Here is a 21,917-nt window from a genome sequence, read left to right as displayed (position 1 = left end):
GATTTAGCCGGTTGATCAGACAGCTTATATTTAGTCTAAGACTAAGCTAACTCGCTTTGCTTCTGGGGAATAGGAATGGGTAAAAACGTCTACACTCCCCCAGATATTTTCTACACTTAAACAAATTGATGCGGCAAAAACACAGTTTGTTTAAACTGACTTTTGTTTTGTATCGAATTGATAATGAGAGCTATGCTTTTATAGAGGTAGTATCTGTACGAATACCAAAACGAATTGGCACAATTAAAGCATTCTGTTTTGTGTACAGACAACCAACACGATATGTGGACACCGACTCATTTTCCTGCCGCTATGCGCTCACTCAATCCGAGTACTCGCGCTAAAGCCATTGAAATTGCGAATCGCTTGTTGGAGCAAGGTGCGCTGGATAAACAGCGGATTGTTGCACTGAGTGTGGATGAAGCCCGTAGATTGGCTCGTTTGGTTCAGTCGGAGCCAATTACTAAAGGTTGGCAACCGCACGTGTAGCTAATCTCCTAACCTATTTATAAACTCAACTTAGTGATGATCTGGAAAAAGAACATTTACGATTCACTGACAGGCTGTGCTGCCCTGTGTGACGAATTTGCTACGGAATGCTCTCGTTCTGAGGATATTGAAAATTGGTATCGAAGCATTTTTCTTAATCTGGATTGTGCCGATCTGTGCCGTCAACTAGCCATGTTGTATGTGCGCGGGTCAGAAAATACACGCCTATTGGCTAAGGCTTGCATTGAGGTCTGCGAAAAGTGTGCTCAGGAGATGAGCCAGTTCGATACGACACGTTGCAAACAAGTGCAGACGATGTGCCAGCAAACTATCTGTAGCTGCATTGGACTTTTAGATATGGCTTACCAGACAGATGCTGAGTCTAAAAATCCAGCAACCACGCCTGCGTCGCTATTCTACGGTATCGATCTGCGCGAAACGCTTTATAATTAATCGGTTAATAGTCGTCAGTCGGTAGTCATTGGGGTTAATTGGGCGTTCAATCCGATTAATATCCTTCGGCTATCGACTGACGTTTTTACTCTACGTTATGGAAACTAAATCACAGAAAAACCCCCAATTGGATAAGGTTCGGGAATTAGTAGAAGACATTCGTATCGCCATGATGACGACTGTTGACGAAGCGGGTCATTTGGTCAGTCGGCCAATGGCTGCCTTGCAAATGGATGAAGATGGTACGATCTGGTTCTTCACCAAACGTACTTCTCCCAAAGTCGATCAGATTGACAATAATCAACACCACGTTAATCTGGCTTTTGCCGACGTAGGTGATGCCGATTACGTGTCAATTTCGGGAACAGCCGACGAACTTGACGACCGGGCTAAAGTAAACGAACTATGGAACCCGCAGGCCAAGGCATGGTTTCCTGAAGGAAAAGAAGATCCGGAGTTGATTCTGTTGAAAGTACACACCGATATGGCCGAATACTGGAACGCGAGCGATAGTACTATGGTACGATTGTTTCAGCAGGCTACGGCGGCTATTACAGGCAATCCGCCAAAAATGGGTGAAAATGCCAAAGTATATAATTAACGAATGAAAGCGAAAGCGAGTGATTGAGCAAACACCTGATGGATCTGCTCATTCACTCGCTTTCATCGTTATGATCGTTACTCAAATCAATTCGGGTTGGCAGGTTATTAATCAGCAGGCTCATGGTATGCTGGCCGTGCAACTGGCGCTGCACTGGCAGGTCCGGAAACGGCCAACAAACTGGATCGAAACCCTGGTCGCCCTGACGGAGCATGATGATGGACAAGACCCGTGGGAAGGTCGTAATCATTTAACGGAGGCTGGTGCTCCGCTTCATTTTCAAATTCTCCAGTATTCGGTTGAGCAATGCCACCAGATGATCGAGATTAGTCTGCAGAAAAGTCGCTGGAATGCACTGATGCTATCGATGCATACGTCATTTCTGTATGAACCAAAACGTGGTCAGGATAAAAAACTGGATGAGTTTCTTAATCAGCAGATTGACAATCAGAAAAAATGGCGAACCATGTATGGTGCAACAAAAGTTGCAGCTCAATACGCCTATGATTTTGTCCAGTGGTGCGATGCGTTGTCGCTGGTATTGTGTATGGACCAGCTACCGCCCGAAGAGCGACGACTGGAAATTAGCGTTGGCCCTGACGGTATTGCTAATTACATCCTTCAACGAAAAGATGGATCATTGTCTGTAGATCCCTGGCCGTTCGACGAACCCATAGTAAAAGTTCATGTCGAAACGTTTGAACTCGATCAACTGGCCTTTGCCGATGATAAAGAGCTATATAATGCGATTCAGGGCGCAACTTTTGAGGTGAAAGAATGGACGTTTAGAAAAAAATAAGCTTGATACGCCATCGCTTCATGTTATGGCGTATCAAACCAATAGCTACTATTTCATCCGTAGCAGCACCGACGAACGGGCTGGAACATTGTATTCATGGCCTCCTTTGATTGTTTCCATGGGCGACTTAAATTGGCCGTCGTAGGTGTTGACAACAACCTCCCACATCGACTGTTTGCGGCCTACCCTTGGCAACATGAATGGGATGTCTTCCCAGAAGGCATTTAGTATCCAAAGCAATTGCTCGTCGCCGATGTCCTGACCATCTTCGGTTTGTTCGGTTACGCGCATCCCGTCGATAAACAGGGCTAAACAATGTGTGCCTGGATTATTAAGGTCAGCACTGGTCATTTCCTTACCATCGGGCCGTACGTAATTCACTTGCTCATTGCCAAAAAATTTGCGTCGGCTTAAAATCGGCATCTCCCGGCGAAGCGCAGTAAGCTGGCTGGTAAAGTCGAAAAGAGCCTGTTGGTTTTCGTTCCAGTGCCAATCCATCCAGCTGATTTCGCTGTCCTGATTGTAGCCGTTGTTATTACCGTGTTGAGTCCGGCCACATTCATCACCCATCACAATCATGGGTGTTCCCTGGCTGAGCAGCATTGTTGTCAGGAAATTACGCTTCTGACGTTCGCGCAGAGCATTTATTTCTGGGTCATCGGTGGGCCCTTCAACACCGCAATTCCAACTTAAGTTATCGTTCGACCCGTCGCGGTTGTCCTCACCGTTGGCTTCATTATGCTTATCATTATAAGTCACCAGGTCATTGAGTGTAAATCCATCGTGGGCTGTAATCAGGTTGATACTATTGGCCGGTGAGCGCCCATCATTGGCATACAGATCCGGGCTTCCCAGCAAACGCAGTGCCGTTTCGGCGGCTTTGCCATCGTCTCCTTTCCAAAACGCCCGGAGCGCGTCACGGAATTTTCCGTTCCATTCTGACCAGCGTACCGGAAAGTTTCCAACCTGATACGACTGAATATCCCAGGGTTCAGCAATTAACTTTACCTGCGCCAGAATAGGGTCCTGGGCTACCGTATCCAGAAATGACGATACACGACCAATTTCTTCATCCGTACGAATAAGCGCGGCTGCCAGATCGAATCGGAACCCATCGATGTGCATATCCGTAACCCAGTAACGCAGGCTGTCCATGACCATCTGCAACACACGGGGATGGCTCAGATTGAGCGTATTTCCTGTGCCGGTATAATCCATGTAATATTCGGGCTGATCGCCAACCTGGTGGTAATAAGCCCGGTTATCGATACCCTGAAACGAGAGCATAGGCCCAAACTGATTTCCCTCCGCGGTGTGGTTATAAACAACATCAAGAATGACTTCCAGGCCAGCTTTGTGCAGATTTTTGACCATCTGCTTAAACTCGGTAACCTGCTGACCTGCCATTCCCGATGAAGAATAGGTATTTTGGGGCGCAAAGAAACCAATGCTATTATAACCCCAATAACTTTCATCCGTAAACTGGTGCACAGGTAAAAGCTCAACAGCCGTGATACCCAGTTTTTTTAGATAGTCGGTACTTTCTGCTGAACCTAACCCGGCATAGGTGCCTCGAATCTGCTCATCTATTGTCGGATGAAGATGGGTAAATCCCTTAACGTGCATTTCATAAATCACGGAACGATGCAAGGGAGTAGCCGGTGCCTGATCATCTTCCCAATCGAAGGTGGGGTCGACAATGACCGATTTAGGCATGGTTGGACCACTGTCTTCATGATTCATGATCAGGTAACGATCATCCGACGGGTTTTTGTAGTCATAACCCAGCCATGAATCATCGTGATTGACCGGCGCATTGATAGCGCGGGCATAAGGGTCTAGCAGTAGTTTATTAGGATTGAAAAAATACCCTGCCTTGGGATCATATGGACCATCTACCCGATAGCCATATAACTGACCCGGCTGTAATCCTTCCAGATAAATATGCCAGACAAGATCAGTATGTTCTTTAAGTGGAATTCGAGCCGTTTCGCGCCCTGGGTCGGCTGAGTCATAGAGACAAAGAAAAGCAGCTGTACTATTTTCGCTGAAAAGAGCGAAGTTAACCCCTTCGCCATCGTAAGTAGCACCAAGAGGATATGGTTTACCCGGCTTTGATTGGACAGCCTCTTCACCGGAGGTTGCCGATGTATGTTTACTCATAAAATTTTGTAGGAATGGTTCATCCGCCTAATAAGGCAATTAGTTAAACTCGATCCTGAGCGTTATTAGCAGCATTTGGCGTTACAAACGATACGATAGTTAATCTGTGTTGATAACGTCAAATCAAGACCTGGCTTTACTGGAGATAACTTCCTGAGAAAAGATAATGTTTTGGGTATAATTAACCGCTTTTACACATTTATAATTATAATCAATAGGAATAGTAGGGTATAAACAAAAAAGCCTGCTCCCAATGGGCGCAGGCTTTCCGATCCCACCATTCACTACACTACCAAGGCCAGACGAGCCATCGAGGCATGAGCTGACTCAATGCTCTGTTTTTGACGTAACAGTAACTCGCGGGTACTGGCGACTAAGTCCGTTTCCTGAAGAACAGAATTATAATTTTCGAGGGCTTCCTGATCACCCCGTTTGCATTCCTCTACGGTTGCTTTATCATCATCACTAGAGAATGTAGCTTTCACATTTATCCAGGCCCGATGAAGATCGGCGGCAAAGCTGGTACCGTTATCCGGTTCTCCGCCAAGAGTCCGGATTTCCCGATCGATCTCTATGGCAAACTCACCCCGCTGCCGCGACTGGGCCAGAAACAGGCTTTTAAGCTCAGTATCTTTTACATTGTCTGCGGCCTCTTGATAGCCTTTTTCTGCATCGTTATTACGAGTCAGCAGGCGGTTAAGTTGATCAAGGATTTCTCCACGGGTTTCTTTAACAGTCATAACGTTGTTGGTTTGGTTGTGCTCTAAATTGAAAAGATTTCGTAACGTTCGTTGTTGTTGAGTAAATCAGAAAAGCTTACAGCAATTCTTTTTCATTATTCACTTTCCGCATTTCATCAGTTCTCTGATTAAACACCGGTAATCAATTGTAAACTATTTACATACTGTGTTATGCTCTCTTTTACTGACTGTATGTACGTTCTTTTGCTCTTTTGGGGAGGCTGGCAACAGTGTTTCTGGCTCTACCTTTTATTACATTCTACCTCATCGCCATAATTCACCGTTGCCAGCGTCCTGCCAATTTTTAATTAGTTGAGTCTAATTTTCCATCTTTAGCATCTCGCTGCATTTGCTTGTTCGCAAAGACGGCGATATCTACCCGGCGGTTTTTCCGACGACCAGTCTCTGTTGAATTGTCGGCAACGGGTTGTGATTCGCCGTAGCCCATTTCATCGACACGAGACGTTTTTACGCCCTGGGCTTCAAGGAAGCTGCCAACAGCGTCGGCCCGTTGCCGCGATAATTTAAGGTTGTGATCATCTGAACCTGTCGCATCAGCATGCCCTTCTATCCGGATGTCGGTGTCTTCGTATTTGTTCAGCGTCTGAGCAAAGTCAACCAATTGTTTCTTGGTCTCAGATTTTAACTCATAAGAATCGACATCAAATAGAATATCGGAGCCGAACGAAATTTTTATTCCCTCGCCGACACGCTCAACCTGAGCATTTGGCATACTACGTTTCATTTCTTCGGCCTGCTTATCCATCCGACGGCCAATAACCGCCCCCGCTGCTCCACCAACCGTAGCGCCAATGATGGCACCTAATACAGTGTTACCTTTTGCATATTTTTTGCCGATAATGCCACCCACTAAAGCACCACCACCTGCACCGACGGCGGCCCCTTTCTGGGTTTTATTCATTGAATTTTTTTGAGATTTACAACTTGTTATGACACCAGTAGACAAAAGACTCGCCGTTAATAACACTACAAGCGACTTTGTTCCAATTGATTTAAGTTGATTATGCATGTTGTTGTGAATGATTGGTACTGCCTATAGATAGCCAAAAGCTATACCAGTTTAATAGGATGTTTGCCGTAGCTAATAAGATAATCCAATAAAGGTCACATAAACAGCTATTAGACAGTGAGTTGCCGCAGGATAGGATAGACTTAAATAGATACTTATACACTCAGCAGCAATTGACAAAATAGAGTAAAGCGGGAAGCTGAATGCCTACTTTGTGGAGTCTGCTCCACAAATACCACAGTCCGCTAGTAGATTATTGAATTAGTATAGATAAACGCGTGTAAGCACGTATGAAACCTATCAATAAGCCAGTATGAAAAACTTTATTCATTGATAGTCAATCGGTTGTTGATTTTTTGCCGAATGCATTTATCCGCGATATGACAAACGAAAATCGCGAAAATCGCGTTTGCTTATATGACGAGTTCTTGCTCGATTCTCCATAACGCTTTCATGATTAGACTGAAATCCCTTCTATCCCTTCTGCTGGTTGGTGGCATGCTTTTTCTTGCTCCTACCAGTTGTAAACAGGACAATGGCCCTGATCCTGTAACCAACTTTCCACGGGTACTCACAAAAAGTTCATTGATTGGTGAGTACACCGCTGATCAATTACGAAGTCGTTTTACGGGTTCGAGCCAAATTCTTCAGGCATTCGTTAAGTATAATATCAGCGTTTACCGGCTGGAATACACAACGACCAACACCGATGGTAAAAGTATTACCGCTTCGGGAGCTGTAATCATTCCTACTACAACCACTGCCGCTCCTTTGCTAAGCATGCAGCATGGCACCCTGGCTGTAGAGGCCGATGCGCCTTCGAACTATCAATCGACAAGCGAAATCTACACCTTCGGTGCGCTATTTGGCTCACAGGGATATATCATTTCGGCGCCGGACTATATTGGTTATGGTGCTTCGAAAGCTACGCCCCATACCTACGAACAACGAAATGGTTTAGCGACCTCTTCGCTTGATATGATTCGGGCAACGCGCGATTTCCTGAACGATAAGGGTGTCAACTGGAACAAGCGACTGTTCATTGCGGGCTATTCGGAAGGAGGCTACGCAACGCTGGCGTTACAGAAAAAAATTGAGGAAGAAACAGGCAGCGAGTTCAATCTGGTCGCGTCGAGCTGTGGGGCTGGTGCTTATGATAAACCCGCGTTCATGAAACAGATCATTAACGAAACGACGAGTGGTGTGCCCAGCATTAATCGGCTTTACTTATGGGTGCTGCTGACGTATGATCGACTTTACGGCCTTAATCATCCCATGTCTTACTACTTTAAAGAACCGTATGCAACCCAGATTACGGCTACCGGCAAAGATACTGACATAAACGTTAGTCTGAATCTGGCATTTACGGATGCGTTTAAGCAAGGCATCAATACGGGAACGGATAAGACGTTTCTGGATGCTATTCAGGATAATGATATTCATGACTGGAAGCCCAAAACACCACTTCGACTCTATCACGGTGACGCAGACAACACGGTGTTTTTCCTGAATTCAAAGAATACCTACGATGCCATGATAAAGCGCGGAGCTACCAACGTACAGCTAATTCCAGTTCAGGGAGCCAATCATGCTACGGCAATTTTAAGCTATATCAGCGGCACCTACGATTTCTTTAGTTCGCTTCAATAGCTAGGTTACTGGCCAGTACACGATGAAACGAACATCCCGACACCGCTAAACTGTCGGGATGTTGTGTTTTAAGCTTTAGTGAACCGTGATAATGGTGTAAGCCGCCTGATTGGGCTGCCGAACCCGCGAGCCTACGTGGGTTGGAGTTCGGTCATCATCATGAATAAGCAACAGTCGATGGGCATCTAAAGGAGTCAGGTCTTCAGCTTTGTGGTTCATGTGGAGCGGCTGCCCCTGGGCATCGCGTACGAGTGCAAACGGCTTGCCAGCGTAGAGATCGTCGGGCGAAATGGACCAGAGATAGGCATCCAGATTGCCATTCGACTCCAGCGACGTAAGCATCCAGAACCGTTTTCGGTACGCATCGTATTCAAGGCTGGACAAAGCCAGTGGCTTCGGAAGGGTTGGTTCGGCACTGGCAATATCAAAATTGTTGATGATTTTCCAGTCATCGGCCAGCCGGATTCGCTCAGTATTACCAGTTTGTTCGATAGTATAACTTACGGCAATAATTTTTGCCCGATACGAAAAGCTTTCGTACGATTTTCCCTCTTCCCGAATGCCAAATAATAGTTGCCGGTCTGTTGCGGCTAACCCCTCGATCTTAAAATACGGCATTGCACCCGGAAATTCATTGGTGGCGAGAACCTGAGCAATGCGCTGGCGGTAGGCAATGGACGTTCGACTGGTATCGTCGGGCGCCAGAATCAGCGGATGCTCTGGATCGCCGTTACGCCAGTACAGAATCGTGTTATAGCCGTCCCAGTCGTGACTACCCGCTTTGATTCGGTCGAAGCCAGTGGACAGAAAGACAAACTTGCCATCGGGTGTACGGGCAAAATCTTCATATTTTCGAGCGGCAATGAAGGCAGGTTGAGTCAGATAAACCGGTGCTTTGGTCGAGTCAGACAGTGTAGCGGGCGTTTTCATAAACACCGGGCTCTGGCCAGCAGGCATGTCTTTATCGTTCGCAATCAGAATGTTACTGCCATCGAAGAGTACAGCCGACGCTTCGCACCAAACGGGCTGCCCGTTGAGTGAGGTGCCTGCCGTGAAGCAATTTAATAATCCTTCTTCGGTGATGGCTGCTGAGGTGCCGGAAGGAAGTTTAGCCGTTTTACAACCATACGAAAATAGAACGGCAATCAGGAGAATGGTGGATAATCGAGTAGTCATAGAAAGTATATAGCACAACAATTCTGCAAACTACGCGATTACTGCCGCAAAACGAATCCTACACCATGTACATTTTCTATGCGGATATTCGGGTCGTTGGCGAGTCGTTTACGAAGCCGGGAGATGAACACGTCGAGGCTACGGCCCATAAAGTAGTCATCATCGCCCCAAACGGCCCGCAGCAGTTCGTCACGCCGAACAAGTACGTTTGGGCGATCGAGCAGGTAAGCCATTACGTCGGCTTCGCGATGGGTAAGTGTCTGTGTTTGCCCGTTACTGGTAAGGGTTAGATTCTGTCGATTGAGGGTTGTTGATACAACGAGAGGATGATTAACGTCTTTACTGGAAGCTGTTCGGCGAAGGAACACATTGATTTTCAGGATCAACTCTTCAATGCTGAATGGCTTGGTAAGGTAATCGTCGGCCCCGAGACGCAGCCCCTGCAATCGATCGTTTTTGTTGGACAGAGCACTCAGAAACAGAATGGGCACCTGCGTGTTGATCGCCCGGATTTGGCGGGCTAAGGTGAAACCATCGCTCTGGGGAAGCATCACGTCCAGCAGGCATACATCAAACGGCTCGGCCTGAAACATAGCCCAGGCATCGGCGCCGTTGACGCAGTGCGTAACAGCAAATGGCACGTTTTCGAGCGTATCCCGGATAACAAAGCCAAGATTGACATCGTCTTCAACGAACAGAATGCGGGCAGGCATCAGGAGCGAAACGGTGAAAGTGTGAATGTGCGTATGCGCAAAACGTTGGCTTTTTGTACGTTTACCCCTGCGCTCATGGTAAACGTACTTCCCAGGCCGGGTTGACTGTCAAGTTTCAGGTTCCAGCCATGAGCCTGCACGATTCGCCGAACATAATACAGACCAAGCCCAAATCCTTTCACATCATGCGTGTGCCCAGCGGGTATACGAAAAAACTGTTTAAAAATAGCTTTATGGTATTCGCGGGCAATACCGGTTCCATTGTCACTCACCGACCAGACCAGGCTCCCATGTTCGTTATGCGTGTGTAAAACGACGCAGGGTGATGTTGTACAATATTTTAATGCATTGTCAATCAGATTGTTCAGTATCGTTTCGAGATGATAGCGATCTGCCTGGAGTATAAACGTAGAAGCGGTCAGGTCAAGCATTACGTAAGGCGTAAAGGCATTGGCCGCATTGGTCATAATGTCGTGCAGATCGACCTCTGCGCGATCAAGCAGGAAACCCTGGCGTTCGGACCGGGCTAATTTCAAGACGTTATTAATTTGTTTTTGCAGACGATGACTTTCTTCGCTTAGAACCCGTGCATATTGTTTTAGCCGGTCGGGCTGTTGAATGATCGTATCGGATTGGAGTACATCGGCCGCAATCCGAATGGTCGATACGGGTGTTTGTAGTTCGTGGGTGATGTTGTTGATAAAGTCGCGCTGCACTTCCGTCAACCGGCGTTGTTTGAGCACTACAGCTAATGTATAGCCAAAAAAGACAACGACCAGCAGTACGGCTACAGTCGACCATAGCCAGCCACTCAATTGTCCTGCCACAAAACCGGATTGGTTCGGGAATCGAATGCCGAAATAATATGTGTAGCGGGAAGATTTGGGTAAATTCCGGCTCCTGGTGACAGTTGTGCTGCCTGTACTGACATAAGCCCCGTAGACCATGCGGTCGCTTTCGCAGTTATAGATTCCGTACTCGAAATCGGTAATCAGATTATGTTGCTGAAGTGATTTCTGTATGAATGCTTCGAGCGTAACAGGATCGATGGGTGCGTCGGTATTGACGATAAAATAATCGGCCGAAAGCTGCGTGACTGCATACCGGTTAAGGGTAAAATGATTCAGGCGCGCTACGTCATCGGCCACATCCTGCAAGGCAATAAATGCCGACTGCCGAAACTGCCTTTCGCGCAGAGCATAGGCATTGCGCACCCATATTGCCTGCACCGCCAGGATGCCGATAATGGATAACACGGAGAGAACGACCAATAAGCGCAGACGTGACATAGTAGGGGTATCGAGTAATTGACTGGTTGACTAATTGGCTGAGAAAACTCGTTCAGCAAGTCCATAAGTCAGTCATTCAAAGATAGCCGATGTGTTGTCGTGCGCAAATCGTTAACAACTCATTAACAAACGTTAGGAAGCATTTAACAGCGTTGTGATAACGGTAAGAGTAGGTTTGCAATGTCGCTCGGGTGAGCGGCTTATTAAGCAATAAACCTTACCAAATCAACTCTTTTTATGAAACGTATCCTGTTCTTCGGTTCACTGGTTTTGTTGATGGCATCTGTTGCAATGATTGCTCCATCGGCGCTTTTCAACTGGAATAAGTCAACGCATGATTTCGGAAAAATTCCACAGGGCAAACCTGTAACGGCCGAATTCTTCTTTAAAAACAAAGGAGAGTTACCGCTGGTCATAAATCACGCTCAGGGCTCCTGCGGCTGTACGGGTGTCGATTATCCAAAATCAGCTATTATGCCTGGTCAGTCGGGTACTATTAAGGCTACGTTCAATGCCGCTTCACCGGGTGCTTTTAACAAAACCGTATCGGTAGAATCAAATGCTGAAGGTGGGGTGCAAACGCTCTACATCAAGGGAGAAGTAACGAAAGAAGGCGCTTCAGCCCAGTAAATCAAGGGATAATCAATCCGTTTATTCGCTGTCACGGGCTGGGTCTATCTGGTACTCTTCTAATTTATAGTTCACGGCCAATTTAAACCTATAAGGTTTAAATTGGCCGTGAACTAGGTTGACGAATCTGTTAAACCTGGCGGTGCCGATGCATGGCAGTATTGTAAAAGAGCATAAAAAATGCCTGGAACCAGAAGCTCTCCCAGGCATTTTTTATGCTCTTTTATCGTGGAAATTAGTACTTCATCTCCCCACGATCCTTTTCCACCGCCGAGCGTCCCTCTTTCATCCAGCTGGGCATCGGTGCATCTTTGAGGTAATAATCAAAGTATTGATACAGCCGAATGCTCAGGTCTTTCGCGTTGTGGCGTTGGGTTAGGTTGTGGCCTTCACCGTTGTAGACCAGCATCCATACGGGCTTGTTCAGGCGACGAAGCGCGGAAAACAATTCAATCCCCTGATACCAGGGAACGGCTCCATCGGCATCGTTGTGCGTCATCATTAAAGGCGTTTCGATGCGGTTGGCGAAGAAGAGCGGAGAGTTCTCGATGTAATTCATGGGCTTGTCCCAGAGTGTCCCACCGATCCGGCTTTGTGTTTTTTCGTATTGGAAGGCGCGGCTAATGCCCGTTTCCCAGCGAATTCCACCGTAGGCCGACGTCATGTTCGCTACCGGAGCACCTGCTTCGGCTGCCCGGAACAGGTTGGTACGGGTTATAATGTAGGCCGTTTGATACCCTCCCCAGCTTTGACCCTGAATACCAAGCCGGTCGCGGTCAACGAAACCTTTATCGAGCAAGCTCAGTACACCCGGAACGATGCAATCATAGGCATTCGGGCCCGGTTGCCCGGTTGTGTATACGATGTCTGGTATGAACACCAGGTAACCATTCGAAACGCAATATGGAACGTTGATGGTTGATCGGCTGGGAGCCGGAGCCCGATAGTCATTTAAGGTTTCGGCATTGCGCTCGTAGAAATACGTCAGCATAGGGTACTTCTTCTTGGGGTCGAAGCCTTCTGGCTTGAAGAGTAACCCTTCGAGCTTGATACCGTTCGTGCCAATCCAGTTTACAATCTCTACACTGCCCCATCGAATGCTGTCCTGTTGCAGATTCACGCGGGTCAGTTGCACGGGCGAGGCCAGTGTGGTATCGGTTTGGAAGAGATTAATGGGTTCCTGATAGTTTCCGCGATAAAAGGTCACAATTGGCGCATCTTTGGCTTTATTTAACCCAAAATAATGGTGATTACTACGTGTAATCACGGCCGGTTCAGCAACGGCCAGTCCATTCTTGCTCTTCAAAATACCGGTTGCCTTGTCACTTTCCCAGATGCCGGTCAGGAATAATTCGGTTTTGGGATCAATTGGTTTTTCAATAGCACCAAAACGACGGCCGGGTGAATCATCACTCTCGCTATCTATATCGGCACGGCGCAACCGAATTTTGTTTTTACGACCCCAGCCAGCAGTGAGGTTAGTTGGCTTTTCGCGACCAGTTGGGTCAATCTGCCAGATGTCATACCGGTCATAAAGCCAGACATAACGGTCGCCGGTTGTCCAGCCCGCCGATCCATAAGAGCCGGGCAGGTTTGGGGTATCGTGTTCTTCATCGAAAAACTTGCTGGGCAAACCACGAGTCAGATCGATGCGTTTACCATCCAGCACCGACCACGCACGCCAGAGTGAATCACGCTCATCGAACCAGTACGCATATTTTCCTTCGGGAGACATTCGTGGCTGCGAAGCCATCACGTCGTTTGCAATTCGCTTCTTATCGCCTGTTTGCGCATCGATTAGATACAGATCCGTATGGCCGGGATCCCACGATGCCTGAACCTGATAGGGGAGGTCACTCAGGCCCAGCAGATAGCGGGTACTCGACTTCTCATCGAAAGTAACGGTTGGTACTTCCCGGTTGGCTAAAGGGATCACTTTGCCAGATGCGAGGTCATAAAGCGTCAGGAAACCGCGTTCCTTTTCTTCTTTGAGTCGTCGTTGCTGCATCGGTTGCAGACGGCTGTCTTGCCAGGTCCAGACATCCATTCTTACCTTCTCATCATCGGGCGTCAGCGTATCTTTCGTAGGCTTCGGCGGAATGGGTGATGTAGAAAAATAAAGCCGTTTGCCATCGTCCGCGAATTTAGGCTCACGAAATTCATTGACGGACCAGCCTTTAGGCAAAGCCGTTGCCAGTGTGTCGGCAACAACACGGAATGGCGCTACAACGGCCGGTGTTTTACTCGCCTTCCCTTTTGGCGGAGCTGGGGGCGACAAATTTTTATAATAAAGCGTAAACACTTTAACATCTGCACCTGCGCTGTCGGCGGAGGCCATCCAGGCTAATTGATCGCCCGTTTTATCGATAGCCAGCCCCTTATAAATCTTTCGTTTTGAACTGGTGTCGATGAGAGCCGTCTGGCCGTTGGTTGTATTGAATAAAAACACTCCAGGTACAGCGGCATCGCCCGTTTTAAGGGAATCGTTGGCCGATTCTTTGCTGTAAAATACGGTACGTCCGTTGTCGGATACGACCACGTTCGAGACATAACGAACCGTTTTGCGTGTACCGTCGGCCAGATTCAGGAGGGTAAGATCGTCGCCTTTGGGCTTTTTAACCGGTCCTTTTCGAGTGGCTACTGTAGTCGTCGAAACCGGTGGTGAGGGTGTGAGCGTATCTTTCTGGGCAACTGGTTTGGTAGCCGGTGCTTCGCGACTGTCCCGGCGCTCCTGCACAACTGCGAGCCATGAGCCTGCCTCTTTACCAAACGCAAATGATTTTACGTTGGGCATTTTGGTTGGTTTACCGGTTGACAGATTCAGCACCAGCAAACTATCCTTCGGCATTTCATCAGGCTTTCTCTTTTTCAGTTTGGCTTTTTTGGTATCTGCCGCACGTGCTTTTAGCTTCATGACCAGAAACTTACTGTCGGGCGTAAACTGTGCCAGATAGCCACGGGGAAAAACATACCGTGTGCGGTTGGTACTGCCGCCAGTACTGGTGACCTCAAGGCGTCCGTCACCTTCCTGTAGGTCAATCTGGTAAGCAATCCAGCGACCATCGTTTGAGATTTTTTCAGACCGCACACTTTGCCATCGGTCATAATCGGCGGCAGTGAGTGGGCGTTTTTGATTCTGAGCAAATAGGGAACCTGAGAGAAATAAACAGAGTAGAAGTTGATTGAAGCGATTCATGTATGAGGAACGTTAGCAACCAACGAAAATACTGTAAAAAGGGTGAAAATTGATAAAAAAGAGATGTTTAAGTTGTAGTATGAAGAATTATTTCAAATTCTTCATACTATCTTATAATTATCATGTTTGTTAGGCTCTGGCCATGCTCAGGAAGTGGATTCATGTAAATTGATCAGGTCAGTTAAATTTTAAATAAGGAGACAAATAGCGAGGGCGAATTCATTCCCGTACCAACTCGGCTACGCCAACGCCCGAATCAGCCGCACCGTAGTAAACCCAGATCCGTCCATCGGGCCACTGGATCCACCCGTTTGAAAAGACGACATTGGGGAAAAAGCCTTCGCGTTCCCAGAGAAGTTCTGGCGTTAGCATGGGTGCATCGGAGCGGTCAAGCACTTTAGCCGGATCGTTTTTGTCGAGCAATGCCAGAGCCAGTGAGTAGGAGTGGGTCGGATCGGCACCATGATAACATAGGAGCCAGCCCTCATCGGTTAGAATCGGCTCCGGACCAGCACCAATTTTGGCACCTTCCCAGGCAAATGGGTTATCGGCCAAACCCCGACCTCCGAACAAAAAACGGTGATTGCCCCAATGGACGCCGTCTTCCGATTCTGCCAGCCAGATCGATGGTTTACCGATATCAGAAACCATGGGCCGGTGCAGAAGCATGTATTTATCGTTGATACGCTGCGGAAAAAGGGCGACATCTTTGTTGGGCGGGGGTAAAATCATACCGATGCGCTCAACAGTTTTAAAGTCCGTTGTAATAGCTAACCCAACGCCCGGACCATGTTCAGACACAGCCGTATACGTAATCCAGTATTTACCCTCCAGAAACGTAATACGGGCATCTTCTATACCGAAGGACTCATCCATTCGGGCCGGGAATAAAAACGGATTTTCGTCGATGGTAAACTGAATGCCATCGCGACTGCGGGCAATGCGCAAATGACTTAATGAGGTCAGATAGACCTTACCATTGAGCGTAACCACCCGTGGATCGTAGGGCGCAGCTGGCTCATTAAACTCTTTTATGGCTAACTCTGGTGTGCCATTCTGTTCTTCAATAAGTGGCACTAGTATAAATCCTTCTTTACCACGGGGTGCTTCGGCAACGCGCAACAGCAAAATGACCTCATCGCCAACAAGACAGGCTGCGGGATTAAATGCACCAAGTACCTCAAATCCGTCAACAGAAGGTTTGACATCACTTGTCTTTAGAATTGGCTGGTCAGATAATCGACGAAGTTTATAATTTTTCATTGGAAATTTCGTGTTCGTTTATTCGTAATTTCTGTGTTCCGACAGCGGCAATTAGCTGAGGACTACAAATAAATCAACTCAAAACCTGATGGTTTTCGGTGTGTTAATAGCGTAACTTTAATTAATTTATGTTAATGATGCTTTATAAATTATTTCCATTTAAACCCAGATGTGACAAACCACGCTCTGAGATTATCAGAATATAAAAATTAAAACAGATTAGCTTAATAATAGTTTTTATACAGCTTTGATTAATTCATAATTACCTCGCAATAATAAATTAATCGTATTGAGATAGTATACGTGTACAAGCCAGAAGTTTCATGACTTGCGGGTAGTAAAGCCGAAGAATTTAGCAATAAAAAGTCGTAGATCTGACTAAGCAATGCTTGGCTCTGATTCGCCACAGCCCGAAATTTGCATAGCCCTGTGTTATACTAAGAAGAAAATACGAAACAAAATATCAGAATGACAAAGAATAAAATAATATATTATTAATGAATTATTTGCTTTTTAATAATTACTATATACTGATCAATATTCAGGAGGGAAATTCCATTTCATTTTCTGAAAATTTGCACAATACGTCCAGTATTTCGCTCAGTTTTTCACCAATTGATGTCAACGAATATTCTACTCTGGCAGGGACCTCACGAAAGTTATCATTCCTATTGATCAGCTTATACTGCTCCAACAACTTTAAGCGATCAGCCAGAACGTTGTCACTAATTAGTTTTAGATCTTCCTTTATGCTTGAGAATCGGTTATTCCCTTCTTCTATACTAAATAAGACTTCGGTTAACCACCGTTTGCTTAATAAATGAATAAGCTCGTTCAACGCACATTTTTCTTCAAGAAATGTTTGATTAAAATAATTGGTGGAGCTTAACTTTCTCATGGTTGTAACTAACTTTTTTAGGAGTAACTAACTATTACTAAAGATCTTGTCACGTGCAGTATTTACCTATTCCTTTGTGCCAGAATAGTTGTCAAGGCGCCGGGTTTGTTCCCTAAAGATACAGATAACGGTTTACATGTAGGTCTATGCAATACCGGAAATTAGGAAATTCAAATCTTAACATTTCAGTCATTACGTTTGGAGCCTGGGCTGCCGGTGGCTGGATGTGGGGTGGTACCGAAAAAAAGGAAGCGATTAAAGCCATTCAAGCCTCGTATGATGCGGGTGTAACCTCCATCGATACCGCGCCAATCTACGGCCAGGGGCTCAGCGAAGAGATTGTTGGTGAGGCTATTCGGGATATTCCCCGTGATAATGTTCAGCTGCTCACCAAATATGGAATGAGATGGGATCTGCCTCGTGGCGATTTTGCCATGAAAAGTAAAAATACGGAGGGTAAGCCTATTGATATTTATAAATATGCCGGGAAAGAAAGCATCATTAAAGAGTGTGAAGATAGCTTGAAAAGGTTGGGTACCGATTACATTGACCTTTACCAGATTCACTGGCCCGACAAAACAACCCCTATTCAGGAAACAATGGAAGCAGTTTCGCTGCTTATCGAACAGGGAAAAGTACTGTATGCTGGTGTTTGCAATTACAACGCCGACCAACTGGTCGAAGCGTCAAAGTATATGAATCTGGTTTCAGATCAGGTGCCCTACAGCATGGTAAAGCGTAGCCTTGAAAAAGAGGATTTACTCTATTGTAGAGAGCATAATCTATCGATTCTTGCCTATAGCCCATTGGAGCGGGGCTTATTGACAGGAAAAATGAAGCCAGGGTATACATTTGCCCCAGACGACCACAGAGGTTCATTGTATTTTTTTACTGACGAAAACCTACGGCGCGTCAATGCCTTTCTTGAAACAATCACTCCACTTGCGAGAGACAAACAGGTGACAATTGGTCAATTGGTTTTGAAATGGACTCTTGAGCAGCCAGGAATTACTATTGCACTCGTTGGTGCCCGAAATGAAAAACAGGCGCTGGAAAATGTTGCTGCCGCCGATGTAGAGCTAACCCTATCAGAAATAGAGTTCATTACCAATCAGTTAAATGGATTGACATTAATTAAGTAGTCCTTTCCTACCCCTTACCCTTTTTATCCTGATTTAAAACAAAGTCTGTGTTTAAGAATAGTGCAGGGATCTGTCTGGTCCCTGCACTATTCGTTTTATACCGCACGGTTCTATCCCTGAAAAAATAATGGATACTGTTTAAGCGATTACTCGTAATGAACAGCGTATTGAGGCATTAATGATAGGATATTTTGCAGCAAAGTGGTGTATTTTTGTTTCCCCTAATTCCTTGCCATGAACTACCTGATTTATCTGCTGCTGTACCTTTTTATCCATGCTGGACATGGTCAGCCACCGAGTGTTAATTACTCAGTTGCGTCCGGACATCTTCCCGTAGTTATTGCTGACGACCAGGGGGCGATGCACTTAGTGTATGGCCGTGATTCGACCATTTTTTATGCAACTGCCAATGGGCCTGAATTTCATTTTGGAACACCAGTTGCTGTGGCTACCCTGCCTGATTTAGTAGCTGGGGCCAAGCGAGGTCCGCAAGTGGCGATTGCTGGCCAGAACGTCGTTATTACGGCCGTAAATCGGGTGGGCGATCTGTTTGCCTATTCGATGAATCGAACTACCCGTAAATGGTCTACGGCTGTGCGTATCAATGATGTACCGGCCGTTGCTAAAGAAGGATTTCAGTCGGTAACTGGTGCTTCAGATGGCACTTTTCATAGTGTTTGGCTGGATTTACGCGACGATAAGCGTAATAAAATTGTAGGGGCAACATCGCACGATGGAGGGCGTAGTTGGTCGCCCAACAGGATTATTTATCACTCCCCCGATGGCACGGTATGCGAATGTTGTCGCGTGACGGTCAAAGCCAGGAATAAGGATGTCTATATTCAATTCAGAAACTGGCTTGGCGGCTCCCGTGACCTTTACCTTGCTCATTCGACCGATGGTGGATTGACCTATGCACCCGCGCGAAAATTGGGTAATGGTACCTGGAAAGTAACTGCTTGCCCGATGGATGGTGGCGCGGTAGTCGTGCCGGAAACGGGTAAGCCACTTACGGTTTGGCGTCGCGAAAACACGTTATACACATGTGTACCTGGTGAGCCGGAACAGGCCGTAGCAACCGGGAGGAACATAACCCTTGCCGGAGAAACCACAGCACCCGTTTTGGCCTGGGATGAGAATGGGACTGTATGGATGAAAATTGGGGGTGGTTTGCCTGCTGTTTTAGGTAAGGGGCAGATGCCCAGTCTGGCTGTGGTGGGGAAAACGGTCGTGTGTGCCTGGGAGTCTGATGGTCAGGTAATGACCGCCACTAAACCACTGGCTTCTAAATAATAGGTCTCACTCGCGTAACAGCGTTTATAACTGCGTAGCCATCTGAAACGCGGGTTCGGGTTGGCTGACTATAGTTAATCGCAGTCCCGAAATAGCGAGCCTTGAAAAAAACTTAAAAAAAATAGCGCAATAAGAGAGGATTATTCCTTGAAAAAAGGCGGAAAATCACCTATCGCGCTCCCGTCGGACAGGCTAACCCGTTGATAGCGAAACTAATTGTCTGATTTTTTAGGCAGGGAACCCAGTATGGTGTTTATATTCGTTTAGTCAATAATTTTACGGCGCGGCAAACATCTGGCAAAGTGCCGCGTTATGACGTTTGAAATCACTTAATAGACTCTTGCAACCATGATTTACCAGCCAACGTTTGATCAGGACGAAGACGTGCTGATGTTGAACCCTGACCCTGAAGCAGCCGCCTTTGACGACGATGATGAGGACGACGACTTCGACGGAGCCGAATTTGATGACCTGGGCTCCGGGGCTGCCAGCGGTTACGGCGAAGCCGATTTAGCTGACATTGAAGACGAGTTCAGCGATGACGATCTTGATCTTGATGAAGATCTGGACGACGACAGCATCGACGACGATCTGGACGACGACAGCATGGAGTAGAAAACTACTCTTGTACCTTACATGAACCCTTTAATCCCCGGAAAGCATGACACCATCTAAAGAAGAACCACTAGTTACGACGGCAGATGCTGATACCGAAGGCACTGCACCAGACGCCGACACCCAATCGTCGGCTGCAAGCGAAGCCGGTGATCGCACTTCAGAAGAAGGGTCGCGCGCGCCAAACGATCCTGCAGAAGGAGCGGAAAAATAGTTTCGGTGGGCAGTTAGTAGTGATCAATTTCCAATAGGGAACAGAACCCTGCTAACTGCCACTCGAAACTGTTTATTACTCGCTGATTACGGAAAGAAGCGTCTGGCATTTCATTTCAGTTTCCTGCCATTCGCGTTCGGGTACTGAGTATTCCGTCAGGCCAGCTCCGGCGTATAAAGTTGCCATCCGGCCCTCCAGCTTCATACAGCGGATATGAACAAACAAATCGCTGGATGATAAGACTGCATTATCGGAGTTTATGTTGACCGGCCCCAGGAAACCGCTATATAACTCGCGGTCGTGGGTTTCGTGTTGCCTGATAAAGTTGAAAGCTACATCGCGGGGGGTACCGCAGACGGCCGATGTCGGATGGAGCAACCGCAACATTACTGTTCCGAGTTGTGGGTAACGTACTGCCTGCGTGTCGACCGTGAATGTGGTTCCGAGGTGCATCAGATTACCCGCAATAATCGTTTTCGGCCCTTCTTCGAGGTATTCGCGCAATCGAATTTTCTTAAAGCATTCGATAATGTAGCGACTTACCAATGCCTGCTCTTCAATTTCTTTCTGCGACCACATCGCTTCTGATGGCCGTTTTGGTGTTCCGTCCGGTTCAAAAGCCAGTTGCGTTCCCGCCAGCGAGTTGGTCTGAAAAATGCCATCAGCGTTAACACTCACTAATCGTTCGGGCGTTGCACTTATCCAGATTTGCCCTTTTTCGGGAATAGAAACCGCAGAAACAAAAGCTGTTGGATATTTCTGACAGAGTTTATCGAACAAGGCAACCGCATTGGGCGCATCGGAAAACTCAAGCTGTTTTGTTCTGGATAAGACTACTTTTCTGAATTCAGCCCGCTGCATGGCTTCAACAGCTTCGGCAACGTTAGCTATATACTGAGCTTCGGCTTCCGGATCGACAATAGGTGTAGGCTTTACCGACAAAGGCTGCCGGGCTACGCGACGTTTAGGTTGTTCCGCGAGCAGTTCCTGAAATCGATCGGCCGTTTCCCCGGGCGTAATGACAACTGGTTGAGTCTGGCCATTATCCGAAAAAGCAGCCTGAATGTCGGCTCGTAGAAACAGTGTTCGGGCGGGAGTTTCGGTATCCGTATTCAGGTTATCGAATGGGCTGATAAGAAATCCGGCGGGTAACTCTTCCAGATCAGCTGAAACACGAGGTAATATGTCGTCAAAGGATACGATCAGGTGTTTGTCCTGCTGATTGGGCAGACGCCAAAGTGCTGCTGGTATGCCTAATGTGCGCGCCGTTTCCCAAAAATCAGTCGGGCTGGGCTGACTGGCTCGCTGTTGCGGTTCTGTTGGGCGCGTTGCTGAAACTATCGTACTAACGGGATCAGATTGCATAGTCGATAATCGACCGGATTAGGGACGATTATTACCATAACAGTTTGTAGGAGGAATTTGTGCGAAATATGATAAAACAGTTGTAAGGCTTTGGTTATGCGTTCTGTAGCGACTTTTGATTATGGTTAAACAAAGGTGTTACCGGGCAGAAACATAGTAAGAACAACGTACCAGCTTACAACTTCTACGGAACCTGAA

20 protein-coding genes are annotated in these 21,917 nt (G+C 46.9%); 10 read left to right on the top strand and 10 right to left on the bottom strand.

Annotated features, from left to right (window positions below; genetic code table 11):
* The first annotated feature begins 282 nt into the window (after window positions 1-282).
* From G8759_RS30545 to G8759_RS30530, 4 genes are all read left to right on the top strand, one after another.
* Complete coding sequence (locus tag G8759_RS30545) at window positions 283-489, top strand: DUF2188 domain-containing protein (protein ID WP_167216791.1); 207 nt, start codon at window positions 283-285, stop codon at window positions 487-489.
* Window positions 490-525: 36 nt separating this feature from the next.
* Complete coding sequence (locus G8759_RS30540; protein ID WP_162384505.1) at window positions 526-942, top strand: four-helix bundle copper-binding protein; 417 nt, start codon at window positions 526-528, stop codon at window positions 940-942.
* 97 nt (window positions 943-1,039) lie between these two features.
* A complete protein-coding gene (locus G8759_RS30535; protein ID WP_167216789.1) occupies window positions 1,040-1,543 on the top strand; it encodes a pyridoxamine 5'-phosphate oxidase family protein in 504 nt (167 codons plus the stop codon).
* Window positions 1,544-1,613: 70 nt separating this feature from the next.
* A complete protein-coding gene (locus G8759_RS30530) occupies window positions 1,614-2,342 on the top strand; it encodes a DUF3891 family protein (protein ID WP_167216787.1) in 729 nt (242 codons plus the stop codon).
* Between the two features lie 48 nt (window positions 2,343-2,390).
* Here the strand turns inward: G8759_RS30530 and glgX are convergent, their stop codons facing one another.
* The 3 genes from glgX to G8759_RS30515 all read right to left on the bottom strand — a co-directional run bounded on the left by glgX (window position 2,391) and on the right by G8759_RS30515 (window position 6,275).
* The gene (gene glgX / locus G8759_RS30525; protein WP_167216785.1) at window positions 2,391-4,505 is read right to left on the bottom strand and encodes a glycogen debranching protein GlgX; all 2,115 of its coding nucleotides are present in this window, start codon (window positions 4,503-4,505) and stop codon (window positions 2,391-2,393) included.
* Window positions 4,506-4,789: 284 nt separating this feature from the next.
* Window positions 4,790-5,245 carry a ferritin-like domain-containing protein gene (locus G8759_RS30520; RefSeq protein ID WP_162384509.1) on the bottom strand — a complete coding sequence of 152 codons (456 nt, stop codon included), beginning with the start codon at window positions 5,243-5,245 and terminating at the stop codon, window positions 4,790-4,792.
* 304 nt (window positions 5,246-5,549) lie between these two features.
* Window positions 5,550-6,275 (bottom strand): OmpA family protein, encoded by a 726-nt coding sequence (locus tag G8759_RS30515; protein ID WP_167216783.1) that lies wholly within the window; start codon window positions 6,273-6,275, stop codon window positions 5,550-5,552.
* 453 nt (window positions 6,276-6,728) lie between these two features.
* On the opposite strand from G8759_RS30515, the gene G8759_RS30510 reads away from it, so the two are divergent.
* On the top strand, window positions 6,729-7,925 hold the full coding sequence (locus tag G8759_RS30510) for a lipase family protein (protein WP_167216781.1): 1,197 nt from the start codon (window positions 6,729-6,731) through the stop codon (window positions 7,923-7,925).
* Window positions 7,926-8,000: 75 nt separating this feature from the next.
* Here the strand turns inward: G8759_RS30510 and G8759_RS30505 are convergent, their stop codons facing one another.
* The 3 genes from G8759_RS30505 to G8759_RS30495 are packed head-to-tail and all read right to left on the bottom strand — an operon-like array spanning window position 8,001 to window position 11,103.
* Window positions 8,001-9,101 (bottom strand): hypothetical protein, encoded by a 1,101-nt coding sequence (locus G8759_RS30505; RefSeq protein ID WP_167216779.1) that lies wholly within the window; start codon window positions 9,099-9,101, stop codon window positions 8,001-8,003.
* 38 nt (window positions 9,102-9,139) lie between these two features.
* Complete coding sequence (locus G8759_RS30500) at window positions 9,140-9,814, bottom strand: response regulator transcription factor (protein ID WP_167216777.1); 675 nt, start codon at window positions 9,812-9,814, stop codon at window positions 9,140-9,142.
* Entirely contained in the window at window positions 9,814-11,103 is a 1,290-nt protein-coding gene (locus G8759_RS30495; RefSeq protein WP_167216775.1) for a sensor histidine kinase, read from the bottom strand. Before G8759_RS30495 ends, G8759_RS30500 begins: the two co-directional genes overlap by 1 nt.
* 237 nt (window positions 11,104-11,340) lie before the next feature.
* Here G8759_RS30495 and G8759_RS30490 point away from each other — a divergent pair, with 237 nt between their 5' ends.
* Complete coding sequence (locus G8759_RS30490) at window positions 11,341-11,733, top strand: DUF1573 domain-containing protein (RefSeq protein ID WP_167216773.1); 393 nt, start codon at window positions 11,341-11,343, stop codon at window positions 11,731-11,733.
* Window positions 11,734-11,968: 235 nt separating this feature from the next.
* Here the strand turns inward: G8759_RS30490 and G8759_RS30485 are convergent, their stop codons facing one another.
* The 3 genes from G8759_RS30485 to G8759_RS30475 all read right to left on the bottom strand — a co-directional run bounded on the left by G8759_RS30485 (window position 11,969) and on the right by G8759_RS30475 (window position 17,090).
* Entirely contained in the window at window positions 11,969-14,929 is a 2,961-nt protein-coding gene (locus G8759_RS30485) for a S9 family peptidase (RefSeq protein WP_167216771.1), read from the bottom strand.
* A 219-nt stretch (window positions 14,930-15,148) separates the two neighbouring features.
* A complete protein-coding gene (locus G8759_RS30480) occupies window positions 15,149-16,192 on the bottom strand; it encodes a glycoside hydrolase family 130 protein (protein WP_167216769.1) in 1,044 nt (347 codons plus the stop codon).
* A 541-nt stretch (window positions 16,193-16,733) separates the two neighbouring features.
* A complete protein-coding gene (locus G8759_RS30475) occupies window positions 16,734-17,090 on the bottom strand; it encodes a winged helix-turn-helix transcriptional regulator (RefSeq protein WP_167216767.1) in 357 nt (118 codons plus the stop codon).
* A 146-nt stretch (window positions 17,091-17,236) separates the two neighbouring features.
* On the opposite strand from G8759_RS30475, the gene G8759_RS30470 reads away from it, so the two are divergent.
* The 4 genes from G8759_RS30470 (at window position 17,237) to G8759_RS30455 (ending at window position 20,354) form a co-directional block, all read left to right on the top strand.
* Window positions 17,237-18,232 carry an aldo/keto reductase gene (locus tag G8759_RS30470; RefSeq protein ID WP_167216764.1) on the top strand — a complete coding sequence of 332 codons (996 nt, stop codon included), beginning with the start codon at window positions 17,237-17,239 and terminating at the stop codon, window positions 18,230-18,232.
* Window positions 18,233-18,466: 234 nt separating this feature from the next.
* The gene (locus tag G8759_RS30465; RefSeq protein ID WP_232074007.1) at window positions 18,467-19,525 is read left to right on the top strand and encodes an exo-alpha-sialidase; all 1,059 of its coding nucleotides are present in this window, start codon (window positions 18,467-18,469) and stop codon (window positions 19,523-19,525) included.
* A 348-nt stretch (window positions 19,526-19,873) separates the two neighbouring features.
* On the top strand, window positions 19,874-20,140 hold the full coding sequence (locus G8759_RS30460) for an adhesin (RefSeq protein ID WP_167216762.1): 267 nt from the start codon (window positions 19,874-19,876) through the stop codon (window positions 20,138-20,140).
* 46 nt (window positions 20,141-20,186) lie between these two features.
* On the top strand, window positions 20,187-20,354 hold the full coding sequence (locus G8759_RS30455; protein WP_167216760.1) for a hypothetical protein: 168 nt from the start codon (window positions 20,187-20,189) through the stop codon (window positions 20,352-20,354).
* A 75-nt stretch (window positions 20,355-20,429) separates the two neighbouring features.
* Here G8759_RS30455 and G8759_RS30450 read toward each other — a convergent pair whose 3' ends face one another.
* Window positions 20,430-21,719 (bottom strand): chorismate-binding protein, encoded by a 1,290-nt coding sequence (locus G8759_RS30450; RefSeq protein ID WP_167216758.1) that lies wholly within the window; start codon window positions 21,717-21,719, stop codon window positions 20,430-20,432.
* Window positions 21,720-21,917 lie beyond the last annotated feature (198 nt).

The sequence above is a fragment of the Spirosoma aureum genome (assembly GCF_011604685.1).
GTDB lineage: Bacteria > Bacteroidota > Bacteroidia > Cytophagales > Spirosomataceae > Spirosoma > Spirosoma aureum.
Note: the sequence above shows the minus strand (reverse complement) of the source record. Positions and strands in the feature narration are given on the sequence as shown.

What these genes read in the sequence shown, in the direction of transcription:
- G8759_RS30545 (WP_167216791.1), top strand. Translation starts at nt 283, where the DNA reads ATGTGGACACCGACTCATTTTCCTGCCGCTATGCGCTCACTCAATCCG.
- G8759_RS30540 (WP_162384505.1), top strand. Translation starts at nt 526, where the DNA reads ATGATCTGGAAAAAGAACATTTACGATTCACTGACAGGCTGTGCTGCC.
- G8759_RS30535 (WP_167216789.1), top strand. Translation starts at nt 1,040, where the DNA reads ATGGAAACTAAATCACAGAAAAACCCCCAATTGGATAAGGTTCGGGAA.
- G8759_RS30530 (WP_167216787.1), top strand. Translation starts at nt 1,614, where the DNA reads ATGATCGTTACTCAAATCAATTCGGGTTGGCAGGTTATTAATCAGCAG.
- glgX (WP_167216785.1), bottom strand. Translation starts at nt 4,505, where the DNA reads ATGAGTAAACATACATCGGCAACCTCCGGTGAAGAGGCTGTCCAATCA.
- G8759_RS30520 (WP_162384509.1), bottom strand. Translation starts at nt 5,245, where the DNA reads ATGACTGTTAAAGAAACCCGTGGAGAAATCCTTGATCAACTTAACCGC.
- G8759_RS30515 (WP_167216783.1), bottom strand. Translation starts at nt 6,275, where the DNA reads ATGCATAATCAACTTAAATCAATTGGAACAAAGTCGCTTGTAGTGTTA.
- G8759_RS30510 (WP_167216781.1), top strand. Translation starts at nt 6,729, where the DNA reads ATGATTAGACTGAAATCCCTTCTATCCCTTCTGCTGGTTGGTGGCATG.
- G8759_RS30505 (WP_167216779.1), bottom strand. Translation starts at nt 9,101, where the DNA reads ATGACTACTCGATTATCCACCATTCTCCTGATTGCCGTTCTATTTTCG.
- G8759_RS30500 (WP_167216777.1), bottom strand. Translation starts at nt 9,814, where the DNA reads ATGCCTGCCCGCATTCTGTTCGTTGAAGACGATGTCAATCTTGGCTTT.
- G8759_RS30495 (WP_167216775.1), bottom strand. Translation starts at nt 11,103, where the DNA reads ATGTCACGTCTGCGCTTATTGGTCGTTCTCTCCGTGTTATCCATTATC.
- G8759_RS30490 (WP_167216773.1), top strand. Translation starts at nt 11,341, where the DNA reads ATGAAACGTATCCTGTTCTTCGGTTCACTGGTTTTGTTGATGGCATCT.
- G8759_RS30485 (WP_167216771.1), bottom strand. Translation starts at nt 14,929, where the DNA reads ATGAATCGCTTCAATCAACTTCTACTCTGTTTATTTCTCTCAGGTTCC.
- G8759_RS30480 (WP_167216769.1), bottom strand. Translation starts at nt 16,192, where the DNA reads ATGAAAAATTATAAACTTCGTCGATTATCTGACCAGCCAATTCTAAAG.
- G8759_RS30475 (WP_167216767.1), bottom strand. Translation starts at nt 17,090, where the DNA reads ATGAGAAAGTTAAGCTCCACCAATTATTTTAATCAAACATTTCTTGAA.
- G8759_RS30470 (WP_167216764.1), top strand. Translation starts at nt 17,237, where the DNA reads ATGCAATACCGGAAATTAGGAAATTCAAATCTTAACATTTCAGTCATT.
- G8759_RS30465 (WP_232074007.1), top strand. Translation starts at nt 18,467, where the DNA reads ATGAACTACCTGATTTATCTGCTGCTGTACCTTTTTATCCATGCTGGA.
- G8759_RS30460 (WP_167216762.1), top strand. Translation starts at nt 19,874, where the DNA reads ATGATTTACCAGCCAACGTTTGATCAGGACGAAGACGTGCTGATGTTG.
- G8759_RS30455 (WP_167216760.1), top strand. Translation starts at nt 20,187, where the DNA reads ATGACACCATCTAAAGAAGAACCACTAGTTACGACGGCAGATGCTGAT.
- G8759_RS30450 (WP_167216758.1), bottom strand. Translation starts at nt 21,719, where the DNA reads ATGCAATCTGATCCCGTTAGTACGATAGTTTCAGCAACGCGCCCAACA.